This window comes from Devosia sp., from assembly GCF_028290435.1.
Taxonomy (GTDB): Bacteria; Pseudomonadota; Alphaproteobacteria; order Rhizobiales; family Devosiaceae; genus Devosia.
In genome coordinates this window covers 23,842-43,532 of record NZ_JAQGJV010000088.1, presented here as the reverse complement: position 1 = coordinate 43,532, position 19,691 = coordinate 23,842, and the positions used below count along the sequence as shown (strand labels likewise).

General features: G+C 63.6%; 18 protein-coding genes. 15 read left to right on the top strand and 3 right to left on the bottom strand.

Features of this window, described 5'->3' with window-relative positions; genetic code table 11:
* Positions 1-16: 16 nt before the first annotated feature.
* On the bottom strand, positions 17-946 hold the full coding sequence (locus JWP26_RS19700; RefSeq protein WP_299731887.1) for a tyrosine recombinase XerC: 930 nt from the start codon (positions 944-946) through the stop codon (positions 17-19).
* Positions 947-1,030: 84 nt separating this feature from the next.
* On the opposite strand from JWP26_RS19700, the gene JWP26_RS19695 reads away from it, so the two are divergent.
* Entirely contained in the window at positions 1,031-2,005 is a 975-nt protein-coding gene (locus tag JWP26_RS19695; RefSeq protein ID WP_299731884.1) for an omptin family outer membrane protease, read from the top strand.
* 8 nt (positions 2,006-2,013) lie between these two features.
* On the opposite strand, the gene JWP26_RS19690 is transcribed toward JWP26_RS19695, so the two are convergent.
* On the bottom strand, positions 2,014-2,205 hold the full coding sequence (locus tag JWP26_RS19690; RefSeq protein WP_299731881.1) for a hypothetical protein: 192 nt from the start codon (positions 2,203-2,205) through the stop codon (positions 2,014-2,016).
* A gap of 223 nt (positions 2,206-2,428) precedes the next feature.
* Between JWP26_RS19690 and JWP26_RS19685 the strand changes: the two genes are divergently transcribed.
* From JWP26_RS19685 to JWP26_RS19620, 14 genes are all read left to right on the top strand, one after another.
* The gene (locus tag JWP26_RS19685) at positions 2,429-2,761 is read left to right on the top strand and encodes a hypothetical protein (protein ID WP_299731878.1); all 333 of its coding nucleotides are present in this window, start codon (positions 2,429-2,431) and stop codon (positions 2,759-2,761) included.
* A gap of 63 nt (positions 2,762-2,824) precedes the next feature.
* The gene (locus JWP26_RS19680) at positions 2,825-3,502 is read left to right on the top strand and encodes a L,D-transpeptidase (protein ID WP_299731875.1); all 678 of its coding nucleotides are present in this window, start codon (positions 2,825-2,827) and stop codon (positions 3,500-3,502) included.
* Positions 3,503-3,563: 61 nt separating this feature from the next.
* Positions 3,564-5,732, top strand: coding sequence for a primosomal protein N' (locus JWP26_RS19675; protein ID WP_299731872.1), 2,169 nt, complete (start codon positions 3,564-3,566; stop codon positions 5,730-5,732).
* Between the two features lie 58 nt (positions 5,733-5,790).
* The gene (locus JWP26_RS19670; RefSeq protein ID WP_299731869.1) at positions 5,791-6,066 is read left to right on the top strand and encodes a BrnT family toxin; all 276 of its coding nucleotides are present in this window, start codon (positions 5,791-5,793) and stop codon (positions 6,064-6,066) included.
* On the top strand, positions 6,047-6,331 hold the full coding sequence (locus JWP26_RS19665) for a BrnA antitoxin family protein (protein ID WP_299731866.1): 285 nt from the start codon (positions 6,047-6,049) through the stop codon (positions 6,329-6,331). Before JWP26_RS19670 ends, JWP26_RS19665 begins: the two co-directional genes overlap by 20 nt.
* Positions 6,332-6,508: 177 nt before the next feature.
* The gene (locus JWP26_RS19660) at positions 6,509-7,111 is read left to right on the top strand and encodes a F0F1 ATP synthase subunit delta (RefSeq protein ID WP_299731863.1); all 603 of its coding nucleotides are present in this window, start codon (positions 6,509-6,511) and stop codon (positions 7,109-7,111) included.
* A complete protein-coding gene (gene atpA / locus JWP26_RS19655) occupies positions 7,111-8,646 on the top strand; it encodes a F0F1 ATP synthase subunit alpha (RefSeq protein ID WP_299731860.1) in 1,536 nt (511 codons plus the stop codon). Before JWP26_RS19660 ends, atpA begins: the two co-directional genes overlap by 1 nt.
* An 84-nt stretch (positions 8,647-8,730) precedes the next feature.
* Positions 8,731-9,615, top strand: a complete 885-nt coding sequence (locus tag JWP26_RS19650) for a F0F1 ATP synthase subunit gamma (protein ID WP_299731857.1) — start codon at positions 8,731-8,733, stop codon at positions 9,613-9,615.
* Positions 9,616-9,664: 49 nt separating this feature from the next.
* Positions 9,665-11,104: a F0F1 ATP synthase subunit beta gene (gene atpD / locus JWP26_RS19645; RefSeq protein ID WP_299731854.1), complete on the top strand. Its 1,440-nt coding sequence runs from the start codon at positions 9,665-9,667 to the stop codon at positions 11,102-11,104.
* Positions 11,105-11,177: 73 nt separating this feature from the next.
* Complete coding sequence (locus JWP26_RS19640) at positions 11,178-11,603, top strand: F0F1 ATP synthase subunit epsilon (protein WP_299731851.1); 426 nt, start codon at positions 11,178-11,180, stop codon at positions 11,601-11,603.
* A 313-nt stretch (positions 11,604-11,916) separates the two neighbouring features.
* Positions 11,917-14,109, top strand: coding sequence for a methyl-accepting chemotaxis protein (locus JWP26_RS19635; protein ID WP_299731848.1), 2,193 nt, complete (start codon positions 11,917-11,919; stop codon positions 14,107-14,109).
* Positions 14,110-14,258: 149 nt separating this feature from the next.
* The gene (locus JWP26_RS19630) at positions 14,259-14,843 is read left to right on the top strand and encodes a hypothetical protein (protein WP_299731845.1); all 585 of its coding nucleotides are present in this window, start codon (positions 14,259-14,261) and stop codon (positions 14,841-14,843) included.
* Positions 14,844-14,894: 51 nt separating this feature from the next.
* Positions 14,895-16,784 carry a methyl-accepting chemotaxis protein gene (locus JWP26_RS19625; RefSeq protein ID WP_299731842.1) on the top strand — a complete coding sequence of 630 codons (1,890 nt, stop codon included), beginning with the start codon at positions 14,895-14,897 and terminating at the stop codon, positions 16,782-16,784.
* A gap of 110 nt (positions 16,785-16,894) precedes the next feature.
* Complete coding sequence (locus JWP26_RS19620) at positions 16,895-18,808, top strand: methyl-accepting chemotaxis protein (protein WP_299731840.1); 1,914 nt, start codon at positions 16,895-16,897, stop codon at positions 18,806-18,808.
* 175 nt (positions 18,809-18,983) lie between these two features.
* Here the strand turns inward: JWP26_RS19620 and JWP26_RS19615 are convergent, their stop codons facing one another.
* Entirely contained in the window at positions 18,984-19,670 is a 687-nt protein-coding gene (locus tag JWP26_RS19615; RefSeq protein ID WP_299731837.1) for an aspartate/glutamate racemase family protein, read from the bottom strand.
* Between the last annotated feature and the right edge of the window lie 21 nt (positions 19,671-19,691).

The window sequence follows — 19,691 nt, the reverse complement described above, 5'->3', positions numbered from 1 at the left end:
TAGGATGCTAATCAATTCAGCCGCGGGGATGAGCCTTGCGGTAGCTGTCGAGCAGGCGGTCGGTATCGACGGCGGTATAAATCTGGGTGGTGGAAAGCGAGGCGTGGCCGAGCAGTTCCTGAATGGCACGCAGGTCGCCGCCCCGGCTGAGCAGATGGGTGGCGAAGGAATGGCGCAGCGCATGCGGGGTGGCCGAAGGCGGCAGGCCGAGGGCGCCGCGCAATTGAACAACACGAAGCTGGATCAGGCGGGGCGACAGCACGCCGCCCTTGATGCCGCGAAACAGCGGCTCTTCAGGCCAGAGCTTGAACGGGCAGATTTCCAGATAGGTATCGATAGAGCGGCGAACAGCGTCGATCAACGGCACGAGGCGGATTTTGCCGCCCTTGCCGGTAACGCGCAGCGCTGTGTCCTCAAGATCGCCGCGGGTGATGGCGAGCGCCTCGGAAATACGCAGGCCCGCGCCGTAACACAGCGAGAGCACCGCCATGTCGCGAGCGGCGACCCAAGGGCGTTCCTCCATTTCACCCGTTGTGGTGATGGCGCTGCGCGCCTCGATCACGGTCAGGGCCTTGGGCAGCGAGCGGGCAAGCTTGGGGGTGCGGATGATGTTGAGCGCTTCGGTGGTGACGACGCCTTCACGCTCAAGGTAGCGGAAAAAGGATTTGAGCGCGGACAGCACCCGCGCCAGTGAGCGCGAGCCCAGACTGTCATTGCGACGCTGGGCCATGAAGGCGCGAATGTCGGCGCCGCGCAGCTCGCGAAACGTTGTCAGGGTTACCGGGCCCCCGGTGTGGGCGCAAAGGAAGGTCAGGAACTGATCGAGATCGCGGCTATAGGCTTCGAGCGTATTGTCAGCGAGGCGGCGCACCGAGCCGAGGTCGCGCTGCCACAGATTGATCTGGGCGCGAACGGTTTCATCGGTGGCGAAGGCAGAATCGGCCATGGCCAACAGTCTCGGCGCAGGTGGTAAAGCGTTGTTTAACGCCACAATGGCTTTATACACGAGGTAAGGGACCGTGGAGCACCAATGCCCATAATGTTGCGATCATCATGGCGATGTGGCGTCGGGCTGACGCTATTGCTCGGCTGCGCTCCCGCGGGGGCGCAGGATATCGGCAACGATGCGCTGGATGAGCGCGTGGTCTTTTCGGCCAGCGTCGGCGCCATGAGCCTGCAGGCCAATGAATTCGTGTTCGACGGCAATCACACGCTGAGCCAGTTGACCTGGCAAAGCACGGCGCCAGTCTTGCGCAGTGGCGCCGATGTGCAGCTTGGCGGCGGATTTACCCTCAAGGCCGAGGGGGCGCTGGCGCTATCGGGCAGTTCCTACATGGAGGACTATGACTGGCAGGACTATGACGGCGCCGGTCCCTTCGTGCCGGGCAACGGGCCGGATGACTGGACCGATCGCAGCCAGCATCCCGATACGCAACTGGATTATTTCGCCAGCGGCAGCGCGGATTTGGGCTACGATCTCGTGCGGAGCGAGGCCGGCTCGATCAATCTCAATGGCGGGCTGCAATATAGCGATGTGCAATGGACGGCGTCCGGCGGCAGCGCGCTCTACAGCACGGGCGGGTTTCGTAACAACGGCTTCAATATTCCGGCGGGGCCGGTAGTCACCTATCGCCAACAATTGCCCTCGGTGTTTGCGGGCGTCGACGGGCAGATGGACAGTGGCAGTCTGCATTTGGGCGGTATGTTGCGTGCCGGGGTGACGGTGTTCGGCCGCTCCACCGATGAGCATTGGCAGCGCGACCTGCGGTTTTCCGATGCTCTCTATGTTGCCCCGACGCTGGCAATCGGCGCCAATGCGGCTTTCGATCTGGGTCCCACGTCGCAGCTGTTCGTGGCGGCGCGCTATAGTCAGGTCTTCACCACAAAGGCCACCAGCGATGTGCGCGACACCGGCACTGGCGCGGTCCTGTTTTACGGCAGCAATAGCGGCGGGCTGGACCTGCGCACCATCGACGTCACCGCGGGCCTGAAGGGCAGCTTCTAGGCCGCCCTTCACCGCCCTCGGGGCACAAACTCCCGATCCCGGCTCGGTTGCAGGCCCAGATCGGCATAGAGCCAAGTTGGCAGGGGCTGGGGCTTGCGCTGGTAGCGCAGGGCTGAGAGCAGCAGTTGGTAAAGGCTGGCGCGTTCGGCGATGACGACGAGGTCGTTGTGGGCTGGCAGACGATCGGTCATGGCGGTCATGACATCCTCCTTTGCTTGGAGAATGAGCATGCGCCCTGCTGCTGTCAGAGCCTGTCAGCAGGTCTGCGGGGCCGAGCATTGCGGCGAAAACTAGCTCTCGTTTCCTTGGCACGGGTGCTTTCTGTAGCCAATTTGCACCACTGCGCGCCGGGATGCGCCCAGGCGGCTACACGGCGGCGTGACAGACCTTTCATGGGGCAGAGGCGCGCGATACAGGGGAAGCATGACGCGTTTCCTCAGCATTTTGGCCCTGATCATGGCACTGGTTGCCCTGAGCGCACCCAGTGTTTCGCTGGGCGCGGGCGTGCGTGGACCGATATGGACGTCAATTCCCAGCGATAGCGCAGTGTCCGAATCGGCGTCGCAACGGATCGTGGTAGGGTGCCACCTTGTGGGGGGCAAGCGCCTGTTGCCCTGTCATCCTGACCTGGGCGTTATGGTGACGACAGTTTCGACCGTGCGGCCATCGATCGGCCACCACCTCGCACGGGCCATGGTGCCTCCGCTGACGGCCGCGACGCCAGAGGCGGAATTGCCGCCGCCCAGGCTGGGCTGAGCCGCAAGTCAGTTCACCATTTTCCTTTTTTCGCGGCCCCTGGCCGCTCATCCGAGTATTCACATGATCAATGTTTCTCTTGGCCGCCGCCAGTTTCTGGCGAGCGCTGCCAGCCTTTCGGCCCTGGCTATGGCAGGTTGCGCCACAACCACGCCGCAACGCCTGGTCGTGGCCGCCGAACCGCCGCGTCACGCGGTGCCACCCGATGTGCAGATGATGTACGGTCCGCTTGAAGACGAGGGCTATGCGCTGCGCGCCGCAGATATGACGCTGGTCGATCCGCTCTATTGGCGCCAGCAGGTTGTCGATCCGACCGGCGAAAAGCCAGGCACGGTGGTGGTCGATACCGCCAACCGCTTCCTCTATCATGTGGGCGAGGCCGGGATGGCAACGCGCTACGGCGTCGGCATCGGCCGCGATGGCTTTGCGTGGGCCGGGCGCGCCCATATCGCCTACAAGAAGAAGTGGCCAACCTGGACGCCGCCATCCGAAATGATCGATCGCCAGCCGGAGCTGGAACAATACCGCCACGGAATGGAGCCAGGCATCGGCAATCCGCTGGGCGCACGCGCGATGTATATCCACCAGGGCCAGGTCGATACCATCTATCGCATCCACGGCAATCCCGATGAGACCAGCATCGGCAAGGCCGTGTCGAGCGGGTGTGTGCGCCTGCTGCAGCAGGACGTCATCCACCTGGCCGATTCGGTGAAAACCGGCTCGACCCTGGTGGTGATGTAGGGGCGGCTCGCAGAATCACTGCGCAATCCCTATGTTTGCGCAGTGAACAAAGCGGGTACTAATGCTGGATCGTCCGGACATTGTTGCGGTGATGGTGGGGGTGGCGGTCGAGGGGCCGTATTCCTATCGCGTGCCGGCCGGCATGGCGGTGACGCGCGGCTCGATCGTCGCGGTGCCCCTGGGGCCGCGACTGACGCTGGGCGTGGTCTGGGGGCCGCCCAAGGACAATTTTGCCCATAACCGGCTCAAGGACATTGGCTATGCCTATGAGGTGCCACCGCTCAGCGAGGAATTGCTGAAGCTGGTGGAATGGGTGGCGCGCTATACGCTGGCGCCGCCGGGGCAGGTGTTGCGGGCGGTGCTGCGCTCAAGCGAGGCGCTGGACACGCCCAAACCGGTGGTGGCGTTTCGCCGGACCGGGTTCGAGCCCGACAAACTGACCCCGGCGCGGTTGCGGGTGCTCGACGTGCTCAATGACGATCAGGCCTGGCCCAAACCTGCACTGATCGGGGCAGCGGGGGTTTCGGTCTCGGTGATTGAAGGGCTGGAACGGGCCGGTGCGGTGGAGCGGCTGGAAATGGCGCCGCCGCCGATCGTGTTGCCGCCAGATCCGGATAGCGCAATCGCCACGCTGAACGCGGAGCAGCAGGCGGCGCTGGAACAGATCACGGCGCTCGATCCGCATGCGTTCGGCGTGGCGCTGCTTGATGGGGTGACGGGGGGCGGCAAGACCGAGGTGTTTTTCGAGGCGGTGGCCGATACTTTGCGGGCCGGGCGGCAGGCGCTTATCCTGCTGCCGGAAATCGCGTTGACGCATACCTTCCTTGAGCGTTTCACCAAGCGGTTCGGCACGCGCCCGGCCGAGTGGCATTCGGACATGACGCCGGTGCAGCGCGGCAAGGTCTGGCGCGGCGTGCTGGACGGCACGGTGCGGGCAGTGGTGGGCGCGCGCTCGGCGCTGTTCCTGCCGTTTCGCGAACTGGGCATGCTGGTGCTCGATGAGGAGCATGACGGCGCCTACAAGCAGGCCGAGGGCGTCAATTACCACGCGCGCGATATGGCGGTGGTGCGCGCGCACCTGGCCAACGCACGGGTGATCCTGTCGTCGGCAACGCCGTCGGTGGAGACGCGCAACAATGCCAATGTGGGGCGCTACGCGCATGTGCTGCTGACCTCGCGCTTCGCCGAGGCGGCCATGCCCAATATCACCACCATCGACATGCGGGTGGATGGGCCGGAAAAGGGGCAATGGATTGCTCCGCAACTGGCGCGCGAAGTGTTTTCGGCGATCGAGCGGGGCGAACAGGCGCTGCTGTTCCTCAACCGGCGCGGTTATGCGCCGCTGACGCTGTGCCGGGCCTGTGGGCACCAGTATCAGTGCCCCGATTGTTCGGCCTGGATGGTGGAGCACCGCTTTCGCGGCGTGTTGATGTGCCATCATTGCGGGCACGAAGTGCGCACGCCAAAGGTGTGTGGCAAGTGCGGCGAGGCCGATACGCTGACTGCGGTGGGGCCGGGGATCGAGCGGGTCGCCGAGGAAGCCGCGGCGCGGTTCCCCGATGCGCGGCGGGTGATCCTGTCCTCGGACATGGGCAGCAATGCGCAATTGCGCGATCGATTCTCGGAAATAGAAAAGGGCGAGTTCGACCTGATCATCGGCACCCAACTGGTTAGTAAGGGGCACCATTTCGAAAAGCTGAGCGTGGTCGGCGTGCTCGATGCCGATCTGGGACTGGCGCATGGCGATCCGCGCGCAGCGGAAAAGACGTTCCAGATTTTGACTCAGGTGGCGGGGCGCGCCGGGCGGGCCTCACGCACCGGCAAGGCATTTTTGCAGACCTATCATCCCGACCATCCAGTGATGAAGGCGATGGTCAGCGGGGACCGCGAGGCGTTTTATGCCCATGAACTAGTGGCGCGCGAGGCTGGCGGCTTGCCGCCATTCGGGCGGCTGGCGGCGCTGATCGTTTCGGCCAACGAGCATGATGCGGCGATGGGGTTTGCCAAGAAGCTGCTATCGGCGGCGCCGATGGCGGATGGAGTAAAGCTGTTCGGGCCGGCCGACGCGCCGGTGGCCATGGTGCGCGGCCGCCACCGGGTGCGGCTGCTGGCGCAGAGCGGCAAGGATTTCGATTTGTCCGGCTACGTCCGGTTCTGGCTGGGATCGGCGGAGAAGGTGACCGGCAACCTGCGCGTGCAGGTGGATATCGATCCGATGAGCTTTATGTAGTTTGTGTATATACAGAAATTGACTTGCCTGTTGCTTGATACTACATCGAGGGGGTTCGATGGAATTCGAATGGGACGAAGCCAAGAACGCGTCGAACAGAGCAAAGCATGGCGTCGACTTTACGCTGGCCATCAGCTTCGACTGGAGCGGCGCCTTGATCGAGCGCGATGACCGTGCCGAGTATGGAGAGGATCGCTTTCTGGCACGCGGCTACGCTTTAGACGGCCAGGGCTATTCAATCGTCTTCACGTTGCGTGGGCCAACGACGCGCGTGATCAGCATTCGGCCATTCAACAGCAAGGAGTATTCGCGCTATGACAAAAGTGAACAGTGACAAGCGCATTTACGGCGTTCCCGACGAGGAAAATCCTGAATTGACTGAAGAGGCGATGCGCCGGTCCATCCCTGCAGCGCAATTCTTTGCCGAACGTGGCCTATCTATGCCGGGTCGGCCGAAGTCGGAGTCGCCAAAGGTGTCTGTAAGCTTGCGGCTCGATCCCGACGTGGTGGCTGGATTTAAGGCAGATGGGCCAGGTTGGCAGACGCGGATGAATGCGGTTTTAGCCGATAGCCTCAAGCGTGCCAGGAAGCAGGCATAAGCCGAGTTCGTCGCTACGCGCCCCTGCGACACTTTCACCGCGCCTGAATCTCGCCCCCAAGCCTTGCAAGCCGCGCGATGCTCGTGTTAGAGCGGGCGCGACTTTGAAGGGGTCTCCAGACGGCCTCTTTCTCATAAAAACAACAAGTGTCAGCGACCGCCTGGATTCCTTCGAGTTTTGGACGAAGAGGCAGGCGGCAACCAAGAGGGTGATGCGGCATTGGCAGCGCAGAATTCAGTGCTTGTGCAGATCGCACGACCTTACGCGTCGGCGCTGTTCGATCTCGCTGAGAGCGAGAACCAGTTGGCGTCCGTCGAGACGTCGCTGTCCGATATTTCCCGGCTGATCGGGGAGAGCGACGATTTCGCCCGCTTCCTGCGCTCGCCGGTGATCACCGGCGATGCCAAGGCAGACGCGCTCGGTGCGCTGCTCGCCAAGGCCACGACCAACTCTCTGGTGGCAAATTTTCTCAAGCTGGTCGCCAAGAACGGACGCCTGTTCGCACTCGATCAGATCATCGTGGGCTTCCGCGAACTCGCCGCCAAGGCGCGTGGCGAAGTGACCGCCGACGTGACTTCGGCGACGCCGCTGACCGGCGCGCAGGTCGCGGACCTGGCCGAGACGCTCAAGGCCAAGATCGGCAAGACCGTCACGCTCAACCAATTCGTCGATTCCTCCTTGATTGGCGGCCTTCAGGTGAAGGTCGGCAGCCAGATGATCGACAGCTCCCTCAAGACAAAACTCGCTGCGATGAAGATCGCCATGAAAGAGGTCGGATAATGGACATCAAAGCCGCGGAAATTTCTGCGATCCTCAAGGACCAGATCAAGAATTTCGGCCAGGAAGCCCAGGTTTCCGAAGTCGGTCAGGTGCTCAGCGTCGGTGACGGTATCGCCCGCGTCTATGGCCTGGACAAGGTGCAGGCCGGTGAGCTCGTCGAGTTCCCGGGCGGCATCAAGGGCATGGCGCTGAACCTGGAAACCGACAATGTCGGCGTCGTGATCTTCGGCAATGACCGTTCGATCAAGGAAGGTGACGTCGTCAAGCGCACCGGCTCGATCGTGGATACTCCAGTCGGCAAGGGCCTGCTCGGTCGCGTCGTCGACGGTCTCGGCAATCCGATCGATGGCAAGGGCCCGATCGAGCACACCGAACGCCGTCGCGTCGACGTCAAGGCGCCGGGCATCCTGCCGCGCAAGTCGGTGCATGAGCCGATGTCGACTGGCCTCAAGGCCATCGATGCGCTGATCCCCGTCGGCCGTGGCCAGCGTGAGCTGATCATTGGTGACCGTCAGACCGGCAAGTCGGCGATCATTCTCGACACCTTCCTCAACCAGAAGCCGGCCCACGACGCCAACGCGTCGGAAACCGACAAGCTGTATTGCATCTACGTGGCTATCGGCCAGAAGCGTTCGACCGTGGCGCAGTTCGTGCGCCAGCTCGAAGAAGCCGGCGCGCTGCAGTATTCGGTCGTCATCGCCGCAACCGCATCCGATCCGGCACCGCTCCAGTACATTGCGCCGTTTACCGGCTGCGCCATTGGCGAGTTCTTCCGCGACAATGGCATGCATGCCGTGATCGCCTATGACGATCTGACCAAGCAGGCCGTTGCCTACCGCCAGATGAGCCTGCTGCTGCGTCGTCCGCCGGGTCGCGAAGCCTATCCGGGCGACGTGTTCTACCTGCATTCGCGCCTGCTGGAACGCGCCGCCAAGCTGAACGAAGCTCACGGTTCGGGCTCGCTGACTGCTCTGCCGGTGATTGAGACCCAGGCCAACGACGTGTCGGCCTATATCCCGACCAACGTGATTTCGATCACCGACGGCCAGATCTTCCTCGAGACCAACCTGTTCTTCCAGGGCATCCGTCCTGCGGTGAACGTCGGTCTGTCGGTGAGCCGCGTGGGCTCGTCCGCTCAGGTCAAGGCGATGAAGCAGGTTGCCGGCTCGCTCAAGGGCGAACTTTCGCAGTATCGCGAAATGGCCGCCTTCGCCCAGTTCGGTTCCGATCTCGATGCTTCGACCCAGCGTCTGCTCAATCGTGGTGCGCGCCTGACCGAGCTGCTCAAGCAGCCTCAGTTCAGCCCGCTCAAGATGGAAGAGCAGGTCGCGGTGATCTTTGCCGGCGCCAATGGCTATCTCGACAGCCTGCCGGTCAACAAGGTCGCGGATTTCGAGAAGTCGGTGTTGTCGGCGCTGCGCGGCAAGTATGCTGCACTGCTCGGCACGATCGCGACCGAAAAGGCGCTGTCCGATGACAGTCGCGCCCAGCTCAAGGCTGCGCTCGACGAAGTCAAGAAGAGCTACGCGGCTTAGTTCGTCGTCGCGTGATCGCACGGCAGAAGTGGTCTCCACTTTTGCCGGTCACGCTCCGAAGGCCACATAAGGAGCAGGGGCCCCATGGCTTCGCTGAAGGACCTCAAGAACCGAATCGACTCGGTCAAGTCGACGCAGAAGATCACCAAGGCCATGCAGATGGTTGCGGCGGCTAAGCTGCGCCGTGCCCAGGATGCGGCCCAGGCTGCGCGCCCCTATGCCGAGCGCATGGAAAAGGTGCTGGCGGCGCTTGGCGCGGTCTATGATGGCCAGGCCAATGCCCCGGTACTGCTGGGCGGCAATGGCAAGGACCAGGTGCACCTGCTGATCGTGGCAACCGGCGAGCGTGGCCTCGCCGGCGGCTTCAATTCCTCGATCGCCCGTCTGGCGCGCGAGCATGCGGCCAAGCTGATCGGCCAGGGCAAGACGGTCAAGATGCTGACCGTGGGCCGCAAGGGCCACGAAATCCTGCGCCGGCAATATCCGGACAATATCGTCGACACCTTCAATTTCCGCGAGATCAAGCAGGTCGGGTTCGCCCAGGCCAGCCAGGTCGCGGAAAAAGTGTTGGCAATGTTCAATGCCGGCGAATTCGACGTGGCGACGCTGTTCTTTGCCCGCTTCCAGTCGGTGATCAGCCAGGTGCCGACGGCGCTGCAGATCATTCCGGCAAAGCTGCCGGCCAAGGGCGAAGGCGAGGCTGCGGCCGCTGCGATCCCCTACGAATACGAGCCGAGCGAAGAGGCGATCGTCGAAGACCTGCTGCCGCGCAATATCTCGGTGCAGATTCTGCGGGCGCTGCTGGAAAACAGCGCTTCGTTCTACGGCGCGCAGATGTCCGCAATGGACAATGCCACCCGGAACGCCGGCGAAATGATCGGCCAGTTGCAGCTGAGCTACAACCGTCAGCGCCAGGCCAAGATCACCACCGAGCTGATCGAAATCATTGCCGGCGCGGAAGCGCTCTAACTCTCATTCGGGCGCGGACGCGCTCTAACTCTCAAGCGAGGACGAACAAATGGCAGACAAAAGAGCCGGTCGCGTATCGCAGGTCATCGGCGCCGTCGTCGACGTCACTTTCGACGACCACCTGCCCGCGATTCTCAATGCACTTGAAACCACCAATAATGGCCAGCGCCTGGTTCTTGAAGTGGCGCAGCACCTGGGTGAAAACACCGTGCGCACCATTGCCATGGACACCACCGAAGGCCTCGTGCGCGGCGCCGAAGTGACCGATCTGGGCACTGCCATCATGGTGCCGGTTGGTGAAGCAACCCTGGGCCGTATCATGAACGTCATCGGCGAGCCGATCGACGAAGCCGGCCCGATCGGCGAAACCGACAGGCGCGAAATCCACCAGGACGCGCCGTCATTCGCTGAGCAGAACCCGGAAAGCCAGGTTCTGGTCACCGGCATCAAGGTCGTGGACCTGATCGCTCCTTACGCTCGTGGCGGCAAGATCGGCCTGATGGGCGGCGCCGGCGTGGGCAAGACCGTGCTGATCCAGGAACTGATCAACAACGTCGCCAAGGCGCACGGTGGTTATTCGGTGTTCGCTGGCGTGGGTGAACGCACCCGCGAAGGCAACGATCTCTATCACGAAATGATCGAATCGGGCGTGAACAAGGACCCCCATGAGAACGGTGGCTCGGCCGCCGGCTCCAAGTGCGCCCTCGTGTTCGGCCAGATGAACGAGCCCCCTGGCGCGCGTGCCCGCGTGGCGCTGACCGGCCTGACCGTTGCGGAAAACTTCCGCGACCAGGGCCAGGACGTGCTGTTCTTCGTGGACAACATTTTCCGCTTCACCCAGGCCGGCGCCGAAATGTCGGCTCTGCTGGGTCGTATCCCGTCCGCCGTGGGTTACCAGCCGACGCTGGCCACCGACATGGGCGCGATGCAGGAACGCATCACCACCACGAACAAGGGCTCGATCACTTCGGTGCAGGCCGTGTACGTGCCCGCCGACGATTTGACCGATCCGGCACCGGCGACCTCGTTCGCCCACTTTGACGCCGTGACCGTGCTGAACCGTGCGATTTCGGAAAAGGGAATTTATCCGGCGGTTGATCCGCTGGCGTCCAACTCGCGTATTCTGGATCCGTTGGTGGTTGGTGAAGAGCATTACCGCGTGGCCCGTAGCGTGCAGGAAGTGCTGCAGAAGTATAAGGCGCTGCAGGACATCATCGCGATTTTGGGCATGGACGAGCTTTCCGAAGAGGACAAGGTGACCGTGGCCCGCGCCCGCAAGATCGAGCGCTTCATGAGCCAGCCCTTTGACGTTGCTGAAGTTTTCACCGGTACTCCGGGCGTGTTCGTGTCGCTCGAAGACACCGTCAAGGGCTTCAAGGGCCTGGTGAACGGTGAATATGACCACCTCCCAGAAGGCGCCTTCTACATGGTCGGCACCATCGAAGATGCGGTCAAGAAGGCCCAGAAGCTGGCCGCGCAGGCCGCTTGATTTGTCGCCAATCGGCCCGCCGTTCGCGGCGGGCCAGCCAGCATGCTGGATTTCTTGCTAAAGGACCGAGTGAATGGCTGAAGGCCTCAAGATCGAGATCGTGTCGCCCGAGCGGCTGGTGCTGTCAGAAGTCGTGATCTCGGTCACGGTCCCGGGTACCGAGGGCTATTTCACGGTGATGAACGACCATGCGCCGTTCATGACGACGCTGAAGCCGGGCTTCATCACGGTCAATCGTGAGGGCGGGCGCGACGAGATCTATTTCGTGCGCGGTGGATTTGCCGATGTCTCGCCCGACGGGTTGACCATTCTGGCCGAAGAGGCTTCGCCCTATGCCGAGTTCGACCATGCCGAACTGGCTGCCGAAATCAAATCGGCCGAAGAGCAGTTGGCCCAGGCGCAGTCGTTCGAAGACAAGTCATATGCTCAAGACGTGGTCAGCGGCTTGCTGAACCTCGCCATCGAAGCGGGGCAGCTCAACGGCGCCCACGTGCATTAGGGTGTATTGATTTTCAGGTGGCTCCGCTCCAGTTCTCGATAACCGCCGGTCTCGACTCGGCCTGACCTGAAACTCGGCACACCCTGCGATAGACGGCCGCTCCGAAAAGGGGCGGCTTTTTTGTAGCTGGAACTATGCTGGCGCGAGATTGCGCGACCAAGTTTGAACAATCCGCCCAACAAATAGGCAAGTCATTGGGCAGCCTATGAAATTATCACGACATAAACCCCTGCTTAAGGATTTGTGCGCACTCTGACGCCCAAGTGTGGACGCGCTGGCATGGTGGACATGGCGGCCAAGTGGGGCTTTGGGCATGGGCAAGCTATTCGGACGCGTGTTTGGCAATATAAGGCTGACCTTCGCCATCGCCGCCATGGCGGTGGGTTCGATCGCCATCGCCATCCTGGCGGTATCCCTGGGCGTGTTCATAACCCTGTCCGGCTCGGCGCGCGACGATGCCGATAAGGAAGTGGCGGCGGCGACCCGTATCACGGCGGCAATCCTGCAGGTCAACCTGCCCAGCCTCGACGTTGTAGCCGACGAGGCCGGCAATGTGGCCGAACTGCAGATGCGCTCGATGCCGCGCTTCCGCACCCACGACGTGATCGACACCATTGCGCGCACCACGGCGCAGCAGGCGGCGATCTACGTGTACAATCCCGAAGTGGGCCCCGACTTTATTGTTGGCACCACCAGTCTCCTCGATGCTGCGGGTGAGCGCCTGCTGGATGCGCCGATCGTGGCGGGTGACGGCCTTTACGAGGCGATGATGGCGGGCACGCCGGTGCGCGGGGAGACCATGCTCAACGGCGTGGACTATTACACCCTGCACCAGCCGATCCGCATGGCGGACGGCACGGTGATCGGGGCGCTGGAAGTGGCGGTGGCGCGCGGCCCGATCGAAGCGGTGGTTGGGACGACGCTGAGCATGCTGGCCATGGTGGGCGGCGGGGCGCTGGTGATCATCGGGGCGCTGGGCCTGCTGCTGTCGCGGCAACTGACCCGCCCGATCCCGAAACTGTCGGGCGTGATGAATGCGATTGCGGCGGGGGACCTCGATACCGTGGTGCCCTATACCGAGCGGCGCAATGAAATCGGCACCATGGCGCGGGCGGTGGAGGTGTTCCGCGACAATACGCTGCGGGTGGCCGAACTGGGCGCTGAGACCGACCAGCACCTGGAGCGCGCGGCCGACCATGCGGGCCAGCTCAGTGCCATTTCGATGTCCCAGATGGTGGTGGAATTCAGCCTGAGCGGCGAGGTGCTGAGCGCAAACGAGAATTTCCTGAAGCTGGTGGGCTATAGCGGCGCCGAGGTGCGGGGGCAATCCAACGCGCTATTCCTGTTCGATGCCGATCCGAGCTCTCACGGCTATCAGCAATTCTGGCGCGAGCTTGCGGCGGGCGCCTTCAAGAGCGGCGAATATCGCCGGCGGACGCGGAACGGCGACGAGGTGTGGATCCAGAGCACGTTCAATCCGATCATGGGCACCGACGGGGCGCCCTACAAGGTGGTGCAGTTCGCCATCGACGTGACGGCCCGCAAGCAGGCGGTGGCGGCGGTTGGGGCGGGGCTCGAGAAGCTGGCGGAGGGCGACCTGACGGCGCGGATCGAGACTGCATTCCAGCCGGAATTCGAGGGCCTGCGCACGGCGCTCAACGATACGGTCGACAAATTCGGCGCGGTGGTGGGCCAGATCAAGGCGACTTCGCGGTCGCTCAAGACCGCAACGGGCGAAATCCTGTCGGGCGCCAATGACCTCAGTGAGCGGACGACGCGGCAGGCGGCGACCATCGAGGAGACCGCGGCGGCGATGGAGCAACTGGCGCAGACCGTGGCCCGCAATGCCAAGCTGGCCCAGCAGGCCAGCACCGATGCGGGCGTGGTCGCGCGCACGGCCCAGGAGGGCGGTGAGGTGATGGAAAAGGCCAATGCGGCGATGAGCGGGATCGAAGCCTCGTCGGCCAAGATTTCCAACATTATCGGGCTGATCGACGATATCGCGTTCCAGACCAATCTGTTGGCGCTTAATGCCTCGGTCGAGGCGGCCCGGGCGGGTGATGCGGGCAAGGGCTTTGCGGTGGTGGCGGTGGAAGTGCGGCGGCTGGCGCAATCGGCGGCCAGCGCCTCGGCCGACGTGAAACGGCTCATCGAACAATCGGCGACCGAGGTCACCAAGGGCTCCAAGCTGGTCGCCGACGCGGCCGGACGGCTGCAGGCCATGCTGGAGCGCACCCGCGCCAATACGGCGATGATGGACACCATGGTGCGCGAGAACCAGGAGCAGGCTGCGGCGATCGGCGAGGTCGCGGTGGCGGTCAATACGCTGGACGAAATGACCCAGCACAATGCGGCGCTGGTTGAGCAAACCAATGCGGCAATCGAGCAGACCGAGACGCAGGCAACGACGCTGGATCGGATCGTGGCGGTGTTTACGCTCGACGAAGTGGCGCCAGCCATCGAGCAAAGGCGCAATAGTGGGGTAGGGGCGCGCCGCGTCGCGTAAATTCTTTCGAGTACTGTGAACGGTTTGCGCCGCTCTGTGGGCGCTACTTACGGGTCTTCACCGAGTCTTTACGCTAAAAATGGATGATTTGCCCAAGTCCAGGGCAGTTTACCGCATCGCCCTGGGCAGAGATTGCTCAGGGGGCACACGTGCATTTTTCCGTTGTATTGAAGAGCATGGCCGGCGTCGCGCTGGCCTTAACGCTGGCTGTGCCGGCCCAGGCCGATGAATTCACCGCGCCGCTGACCGCGCTGGCCAATGGCGACATCAAGGCCCTCGCATCGGACCCGGCGCTGGTCGCCGCTATCGTGGCGCAGAATGCGGTTACGGCCAGCTATGACCAGGCCAAGATCGATGCGCTCGACGCGCAGTGGAAGGCCGAAGTGGGCGCCGCCAGCAAGCCGCTGATCGACGCGACGCTGGGCAATGCCGCCTCGCAATATCTCAAGGGCGTGCAGGACGCCTCGGCGGGTAAATATACTGAAATCTTCGCCATGGACGCCAAGGGGCTCAATGTCGCGCAAAGCACGCTGACGTCCGACTATTGGCAGGGCGACGAGGACAAGTTCACCAAGAGTTTTGGTGCCGGCGCCGGTGCGGTCAATCTCGGCGACGTCGAGCAGGACGAGAGCACCCAAGTGTTCCAGAGCCAGGTGAGCGTGCCGATCTCCGACCCCGCGACGGGTGCCGTCATCGGTGCGATCACCGTCGGCGTCGACGTCTCTGCTTTGTAATAAACCGGCCGGCGTTCAGGCGCCGGCCCTATTCCCCGAATTGAGGCCATCATGGCGCTGAAGATTTCGCTGACCCAGAAGATCGTCGGTCTGGTCATATTGACCATGGTGATGGGGGCGGGCGCCAATATCTGGCTATCGAGCACCCAGAACAGCGCCTTGCTGCGCGGTGAACTGGAGCGGGCCAATGTGATCGTCGCCGGGGCCAGCACCGAGCAACTGGCGGGTGGTATTCGTTTTGGCAAGCCGGAGACCATTACGGCGACCTATGCGGGGCTGAAGAATCTGCTGGGCGATCAATTCGCCGCCGGCGCCAGTTTCGATCTGCAGGGGAAGCAGATCGTCGCCACCGAAGGCTCCGAGACCTATGCGGCCAACATGGCGGCCCTGGCCAAGACCGCCAATGGCGCCGACGCGGTGCAGAACATGACCACCGGCGCGATGACATTCGTGGCTGTGCCGGCGCATTTCGGGCCGGACAAGGCCATTGTGGGCACGGCGGTGTTCGTCTGGGACATGAGCGAGGCCTTGGCGCGCCAGAGCCAGTCGGCGCTGAACAATGCGGCGATCAGCCTGGGGTTGATGGCGCTGCTGGTGGTTGGGCTCTATGCCTTCGTGCGGGGTGGCATTACCGGACCGCTGCGCAAGCTGGTGCATACGGCGAGCGCTATCGCGGCCGATCCGGCCGATGTCGATACGGTACCGGGCACCGGGCGGCAGGATGAGCTGGGTGAGATGGCGCGGGCCGTTGCGGTGTTCCGCGACAACGGGCTCAAGGTTGCCGAAATGAACAGCGCCGAGCAGGCACGGCAGGCACGGGCGCAGGGCGAGCGCACCGACATGATGGGCTCGCTGCTGGTGGCGTTTGGCCAGGTGGTCGACGCGGCTGTGGCGGGCGATTTCAGTCAGCGGGTGATGGCCGATTTTCCCGATGACGAGCTGAACCTGCTGGCCAGCAGCGTCAACAACCTGGTGGCGACGGTCGAGCGCGGGCTGGACGAGACGCAGGCGGTCTTGTCGGCGCTGGCCGATACCAATCTGAGCGTGCGCATGCAGGGCGACTACCATGGAGCGTTCGGCGCGCTGCGCGACAGCACCAACAAGGTGGGCGAACAATTGACCGATATCGTCGGGCAATTGCGGCAGACTTCGAGATCGCTGAAGACCGCAACCGGGGAAATCCTGGCGGGCGCCAACGATCTGAGCGAACGCACCACCCGGCAGGCAGCGACCATCGAAGAGACATCGGCGGCGGTCGAGCAACTGGCCGGCACGGTCAACGAGAATGCCGTCAAGGCGGCGTCGGCGAGCACCAAAGCCGACATGGTCTCGCGGGCCGCCGAAGATGGCGGGGCCGTGATGGGCCGCGCCACCCATGCGATGGAGCGGATCACGCAGTCCTCGGGCAAGATTTCCAACATTATCGGGCTGATCGACGACATCGCGTTCCAGACCAACCTGTTGGCGCTCAACGCTTCGGTGGAAGCGGCGCGGGCAGGAGATGCCGGCAAGGGTTTTGCCGTAGTGGCGGTGGAAGTGCGGCGGCTGGCGCAATCGGCGGCGGGCGCTTCGGCCGAGATCAAGGCATTGATCGAAATTTCGGCCACCGAAGTGGCGGGCGGCAGCAAGCTGGTGGCGGAAGCGGCCGACAAGCTTTCGGCAATGCAGGGCGCGGTGCGCGAAAACAATGCGCTGCTGCTCGATATTGCGGCGGCCAGCAAAGCGCAGGCCTCGGCGATCGAGGAAGTGGCGATCGCGGTGCGGCTGATGGACGAGATGACCCAGCATAATGCCGCGTTGGTGGAAGAAACCAATGCGGCCATCGAACAGACCGAGGCGCAGGCCAGCGAGCTGGATCGCATCGTCGATGTGTTCATGCTGGAAGAGGCGCCGGCGATCGGCCGCAATGAGGCACGCCGGGCCAACCGTCGCGCCGCGTGAGACTGGCGGGTCGAGTAAGTATGGTTACGACTTCATTAAGTTCCGCGCTGTACATTATTCGCAAGGCCTGAATTTCACTTCGGGCTGCCAGCAATAGAGGTAGCTGCGACATGAAATTTGCAACGATGGTTGCGTGCCTGTCGGGCGCGGTCTTGCTGACTGGCGCGCTGATGTCGGGTTCGAGCTTTTACGTGGGCAATGCCTTCGTCAAGGCGGGCGAGGCGTCCTCGGTGCTAATGGTGTCGATGCGCGAGCAGATGACCGCCGACATGATGCATGACGCGATGCGGGGCGTGGTCTATCGCTCGCTCTATGCGGCACTGGCTGCCGATACGGCCATGGCGGCCGAGACGACGAGCGAATTGACCGAATATTCGCAGGCCTTCCACACCGCCATCGATGCGCAGGGCGATCTTGACCTGCCGGCCGATATTCGCAGCGCGCTCGACGCCATTGCGGTGCCACTGGATGGCTATATCACCAGTGCCGAAACGCTGGTGGGGCTGGCCAGTGCCGGCAAGGTCGCCGATGCCGAGGCGCAACTTCCGGCCTTCGAGGCGGCGTTTGGAACGCTGGAAACCGGCATGTCGGATGTGTCCGATACGATCGAAGGGGACAATGCCCGTGCCACCGTGGCCGCCAGTGCGGTGGGATTGCTGTCGAGCGTCACCAGTTGGGTGGGTGCCGGGCTGATCGGGCTGCTGGTGCTGATGCTGGTGCTGCTGAGCGGCAAGTTCGTGACCCGGCCGCTGGTGGGCATGACGGCAAGCATGGGCCGGCTGGTCGAGGGTGACCTGTCGGTCACAGCGAATGACAAGCAGGCGATCGACGAGATCGGCGCGATGGCCGGGGCGCTCAGGGTGTTTGCCGAAGCCTTGCGCAGCCGGGCCGAGCTGACCTCGAGCGCCGAAGCAAGCGCCAGGCTCGACGCACAGCGGGCGGCAGAATCGGCCAATCTCAATCGCAGTCTCGCCGAAGTGGTGGGCGCGGCGGCGGCGGGCGACCTGTCGCGGCGGCTGGAAACGGTTTTTGCGGATGGCGAACTGAGCGCGGTGGCCGAGGCGGTTAACCTCCTGGTCGCGACGGTGGATACGGGGCTGGCCGAGACCAGCGGCGTGTTGGCCGCGATCGCGCGGGCGGAACTGGATCGCCGGGTGATGGGCGAATACAAGGGCGCGTTCGGCAAGCTCAAGGGCGACACCAATGCGGTGGCCGACCGGCTGACCGAGATCGTCACCCAGCTCAAGACCACCTCGGAAGCGCTCAAGACCGCGACGGGGGAAATCCTGTCGGGGGCCAATGACTTGAGCGAACGTACCACCAAGCAGGCGGCGACGATCGAGGAGACTTCGGCGGCGATCGAGCAATTGTCGGGCACGGTGATGGACAATGCCGGCAAGGCCGAAATGGCCAGCAAGCAGGCCGGCAATACGGCGCGCACCGCCGAAGAGGGCGGCGTGGTGATGGCCAAGGCCACCGAGGCGATGGAGCGGATCACCCAGAGTTCGGGCAAGATTTCCAACATCATCGGCATGATCGACGACATTGCCTTCCAGACGAACCTGTTGGCGCTGAACGCCTCGGTGGAAGCGGCGCGGGCTGGGGATGCGGGCAAGGGCTTTGCGGTGGTGGCGGTGGAAGTGCGGCGGCTGGCGCAATCGGCGGCCAGTGCGTCGGCGGACGTCAAGCTGTTGATCGAACAGAGCGCGCAGGAAGTGGCGGGCGGCTCCAAGCTCGTCTCGGACGCGGCGGGCAAGCTGGTGCAGATGCTGTCGGCGGTGCGCGACAATCACCAGGCGCTGGACGCTATCGCCCGGGCCAGCCGCGAGCAGGCTTCCTCGATCGAGGAAGTGACCGTAGCGGTGCGCACCATGGACGAGATGACCCAGCATAATGCGGCGCTGGTGGAGCAAACCAATGCGGCGATCGAGCAGACCGAGGCGCAGGCCGTCGAGCTGGATCGGGTGGTGGATGTGTTCAAGCTGGGCAATGCCCAGGGTGGGCGGATGAGGCGCGCAGCTTAGGACTTTCTTCCCCTCCCCCTTGAGGGGAGGGTCGGGGTGGGGGAGCGCCACGGGAATGGCGCCTCGCTGAGCCAAGCTCCACTCTTAGGGATAGTTCCCCCCACCCTAACCCTCCCCTCAAGGGGGGAGGGGACCAGATCGGGGCTCTCAATAAGCGGATGGCGAGCTAAGTCGCCTAAGCCAACGCCGCCGCCACCAGGGCTTTGGCGTGAAGGTCGGTGGTGTCATAGACCGGCAGGGGGCTGGTGCTGTCGTCGATCAGCATGCCAATTTCGGTGCAGCCGAGGATGACGGCCTGGGCGCCGCGGGCGGCGAGCTGGGCGATGGCGTCGATATAGATGGTTCGCGATTGCTCGCGGATGATGCCGAGGCAGAGTTCTTCGTAGATGATACCGTTGAGGTTGGTGCGGCCGACCTCCGGAATGAGGACCTTGAGGCCACGAGCGTAGAGGCGCTCGCGGTAAAAGCCCATTTCCATGGTGAAGCGTGTGCCGAGCAGGCCGACGGTGTCGAAGCCATCGGCAAGCAGGGCGTCGCTGGTGGGATCAGCGATGTGCACGAACGGGGCGTCGAGGCCGGCGGTGATGGTATCGGCGACGATGTGCATGGTGTTGGTGGCGAGGCCGATGATCTCGGCGCCGGCGGCAACCAGGGTCTTGGCGCTTTGGGCGAGGATAGCGCCGGCGCCGTCCCAGTCACCGGCCGATTGCATGGCGGCGATGGGGGCGAAGTCCACTGAATGGATCAGGAGCGGGGCCGAGTGCAGGCCGCCGAGGCGGGATGCGGTTTCATGATTGAGCACGCGGTAATAGTGGGCGGTGGATTCCCAGCTCATGCCGCCGATGAGGCCGATGGTTTTCATGGTTGTTCCGCCCTAGGTACC

What these genes read in the sequence shown, in the direction of transcription:
- JWP26_RS19700 (WP_299731887.1), bottom strand. Translation starts at nt 946, where the DNA reads ATGGCCGATTCTGCCTTCGCCACCGATGAAACCGTTCGCGCCCAGATC.
- JWP26_RS19695 (WP_299731884.1), top strand. Translation starts at nt 1,031, where the DNA reads ATGCCCATAATGTTGCGATCATCATGGCGATGTGGCGTCGGGCTGACG.
- JWP26_RS19690 (WP_299731881.1), bottom strand. Translation starts at nt 2,205, where the DNA reads ATGACCGCCATGACCGATCGTCTGCCAGCCCACAACGACCTCGTCGTC.
- JWP26_RS19685 (WP_299731878.1), top strand. Translation starts at nt 2,429, where the DNA reads ATGACGCGTTTCCTCAGCATTTTGGCCCTGATCATGGCACTGGTTGCC.
- JWP26_RS19680 (WP_299731875.1), top strand. Translation starts at nt 2,825, where the DNA reads ATGATCAATGTTTCTCTTGGCCGCCGCCAGTTTCTGGCGAGCGCTGCC.
- JWP26_RS19675 (WP_299731872.1), top strand. Translation starts at nt 3,564, where the DNA reads ATGCTGGATCGTCCGGACATTGTTGCGGTGATGGTGGGGGTGGCGGTC.
- JWP26_RS19670 (WP_299731869.1), top strand. Translation starts at nt 5,791, where the DNA reads ATGGAATTCGAATGGGACGAAGCCAAGAACGCGTCGAACAGAGCAAAG.
- JWP26_RS19665 (WP_299731866.1), top strand. Translation starts at nt 6,047, where the DNA reads ATGACAAAAGTGAACAGTGACAAGCGCATTTACGGCGTTCCCGACGAG.
- atpA (WP_299731860.1), top strand. Translation starts at nt 7,111, where the DNA reads ATGGACATCAAAGCCGCGGAAATTTCTGCGATCCTCAAGGACCAGATC.
- JWP26_RS19650 (WP_299731857.1), top strand. Translation starts at nt 8,731, where the DNA reads ATGGCTTCGCTGAAGGACCTCAAGAACCGAATCGACTCGGTCAAGTCG.
- atpD (WP_299731854.1), top strand. Translation starts at nt 9,665, where the DNA reads ATGGCAGACAAAAGAGCCGGTCGCGTATCGCAGGTCATCGGCGCCGTC.
- JWP26_RS19640 (WP_299731851.1), top strand. Translation starts at nt 11,178, where the DNA reads ATGGCTGAAGGCCTCAAGATCGAGATCGTGTCGCCCGAGCGGCTGGTG.
- JWP26_RS19635 (WP_299731848.1), top strand. Translation starts at nt 11,917, where the DNA reads ATGGGCAAGCTATTCGGACGCGTGTTTGGCAATATAAGGCTGACCTTC.
- JWP26_RS19625 (WP_299731842.1), top strand. Translation starts at nt 14,895, where the DNA reads ATGGCGCTGAAGATTTCGCTGACCCAGAAGATCGTCGGTCTGGTCATA.
- JWP26_RS19620 (WP_299731840.1), top strand. Translation starts at nt 16,895, where the DNA reads ATGAAATTTGCAACGATGGTTGCGTGCCTGTCGGGCGCGGTCTTGCTG.
- JWP26_RS19615 (WP_299731837.1), bottom strand. Translation starts at nt 19,670, where the DNA reads ATGAAAACCATCGGCCTCATCGGCGGCATGAGCTGGGAATCCACCGCC.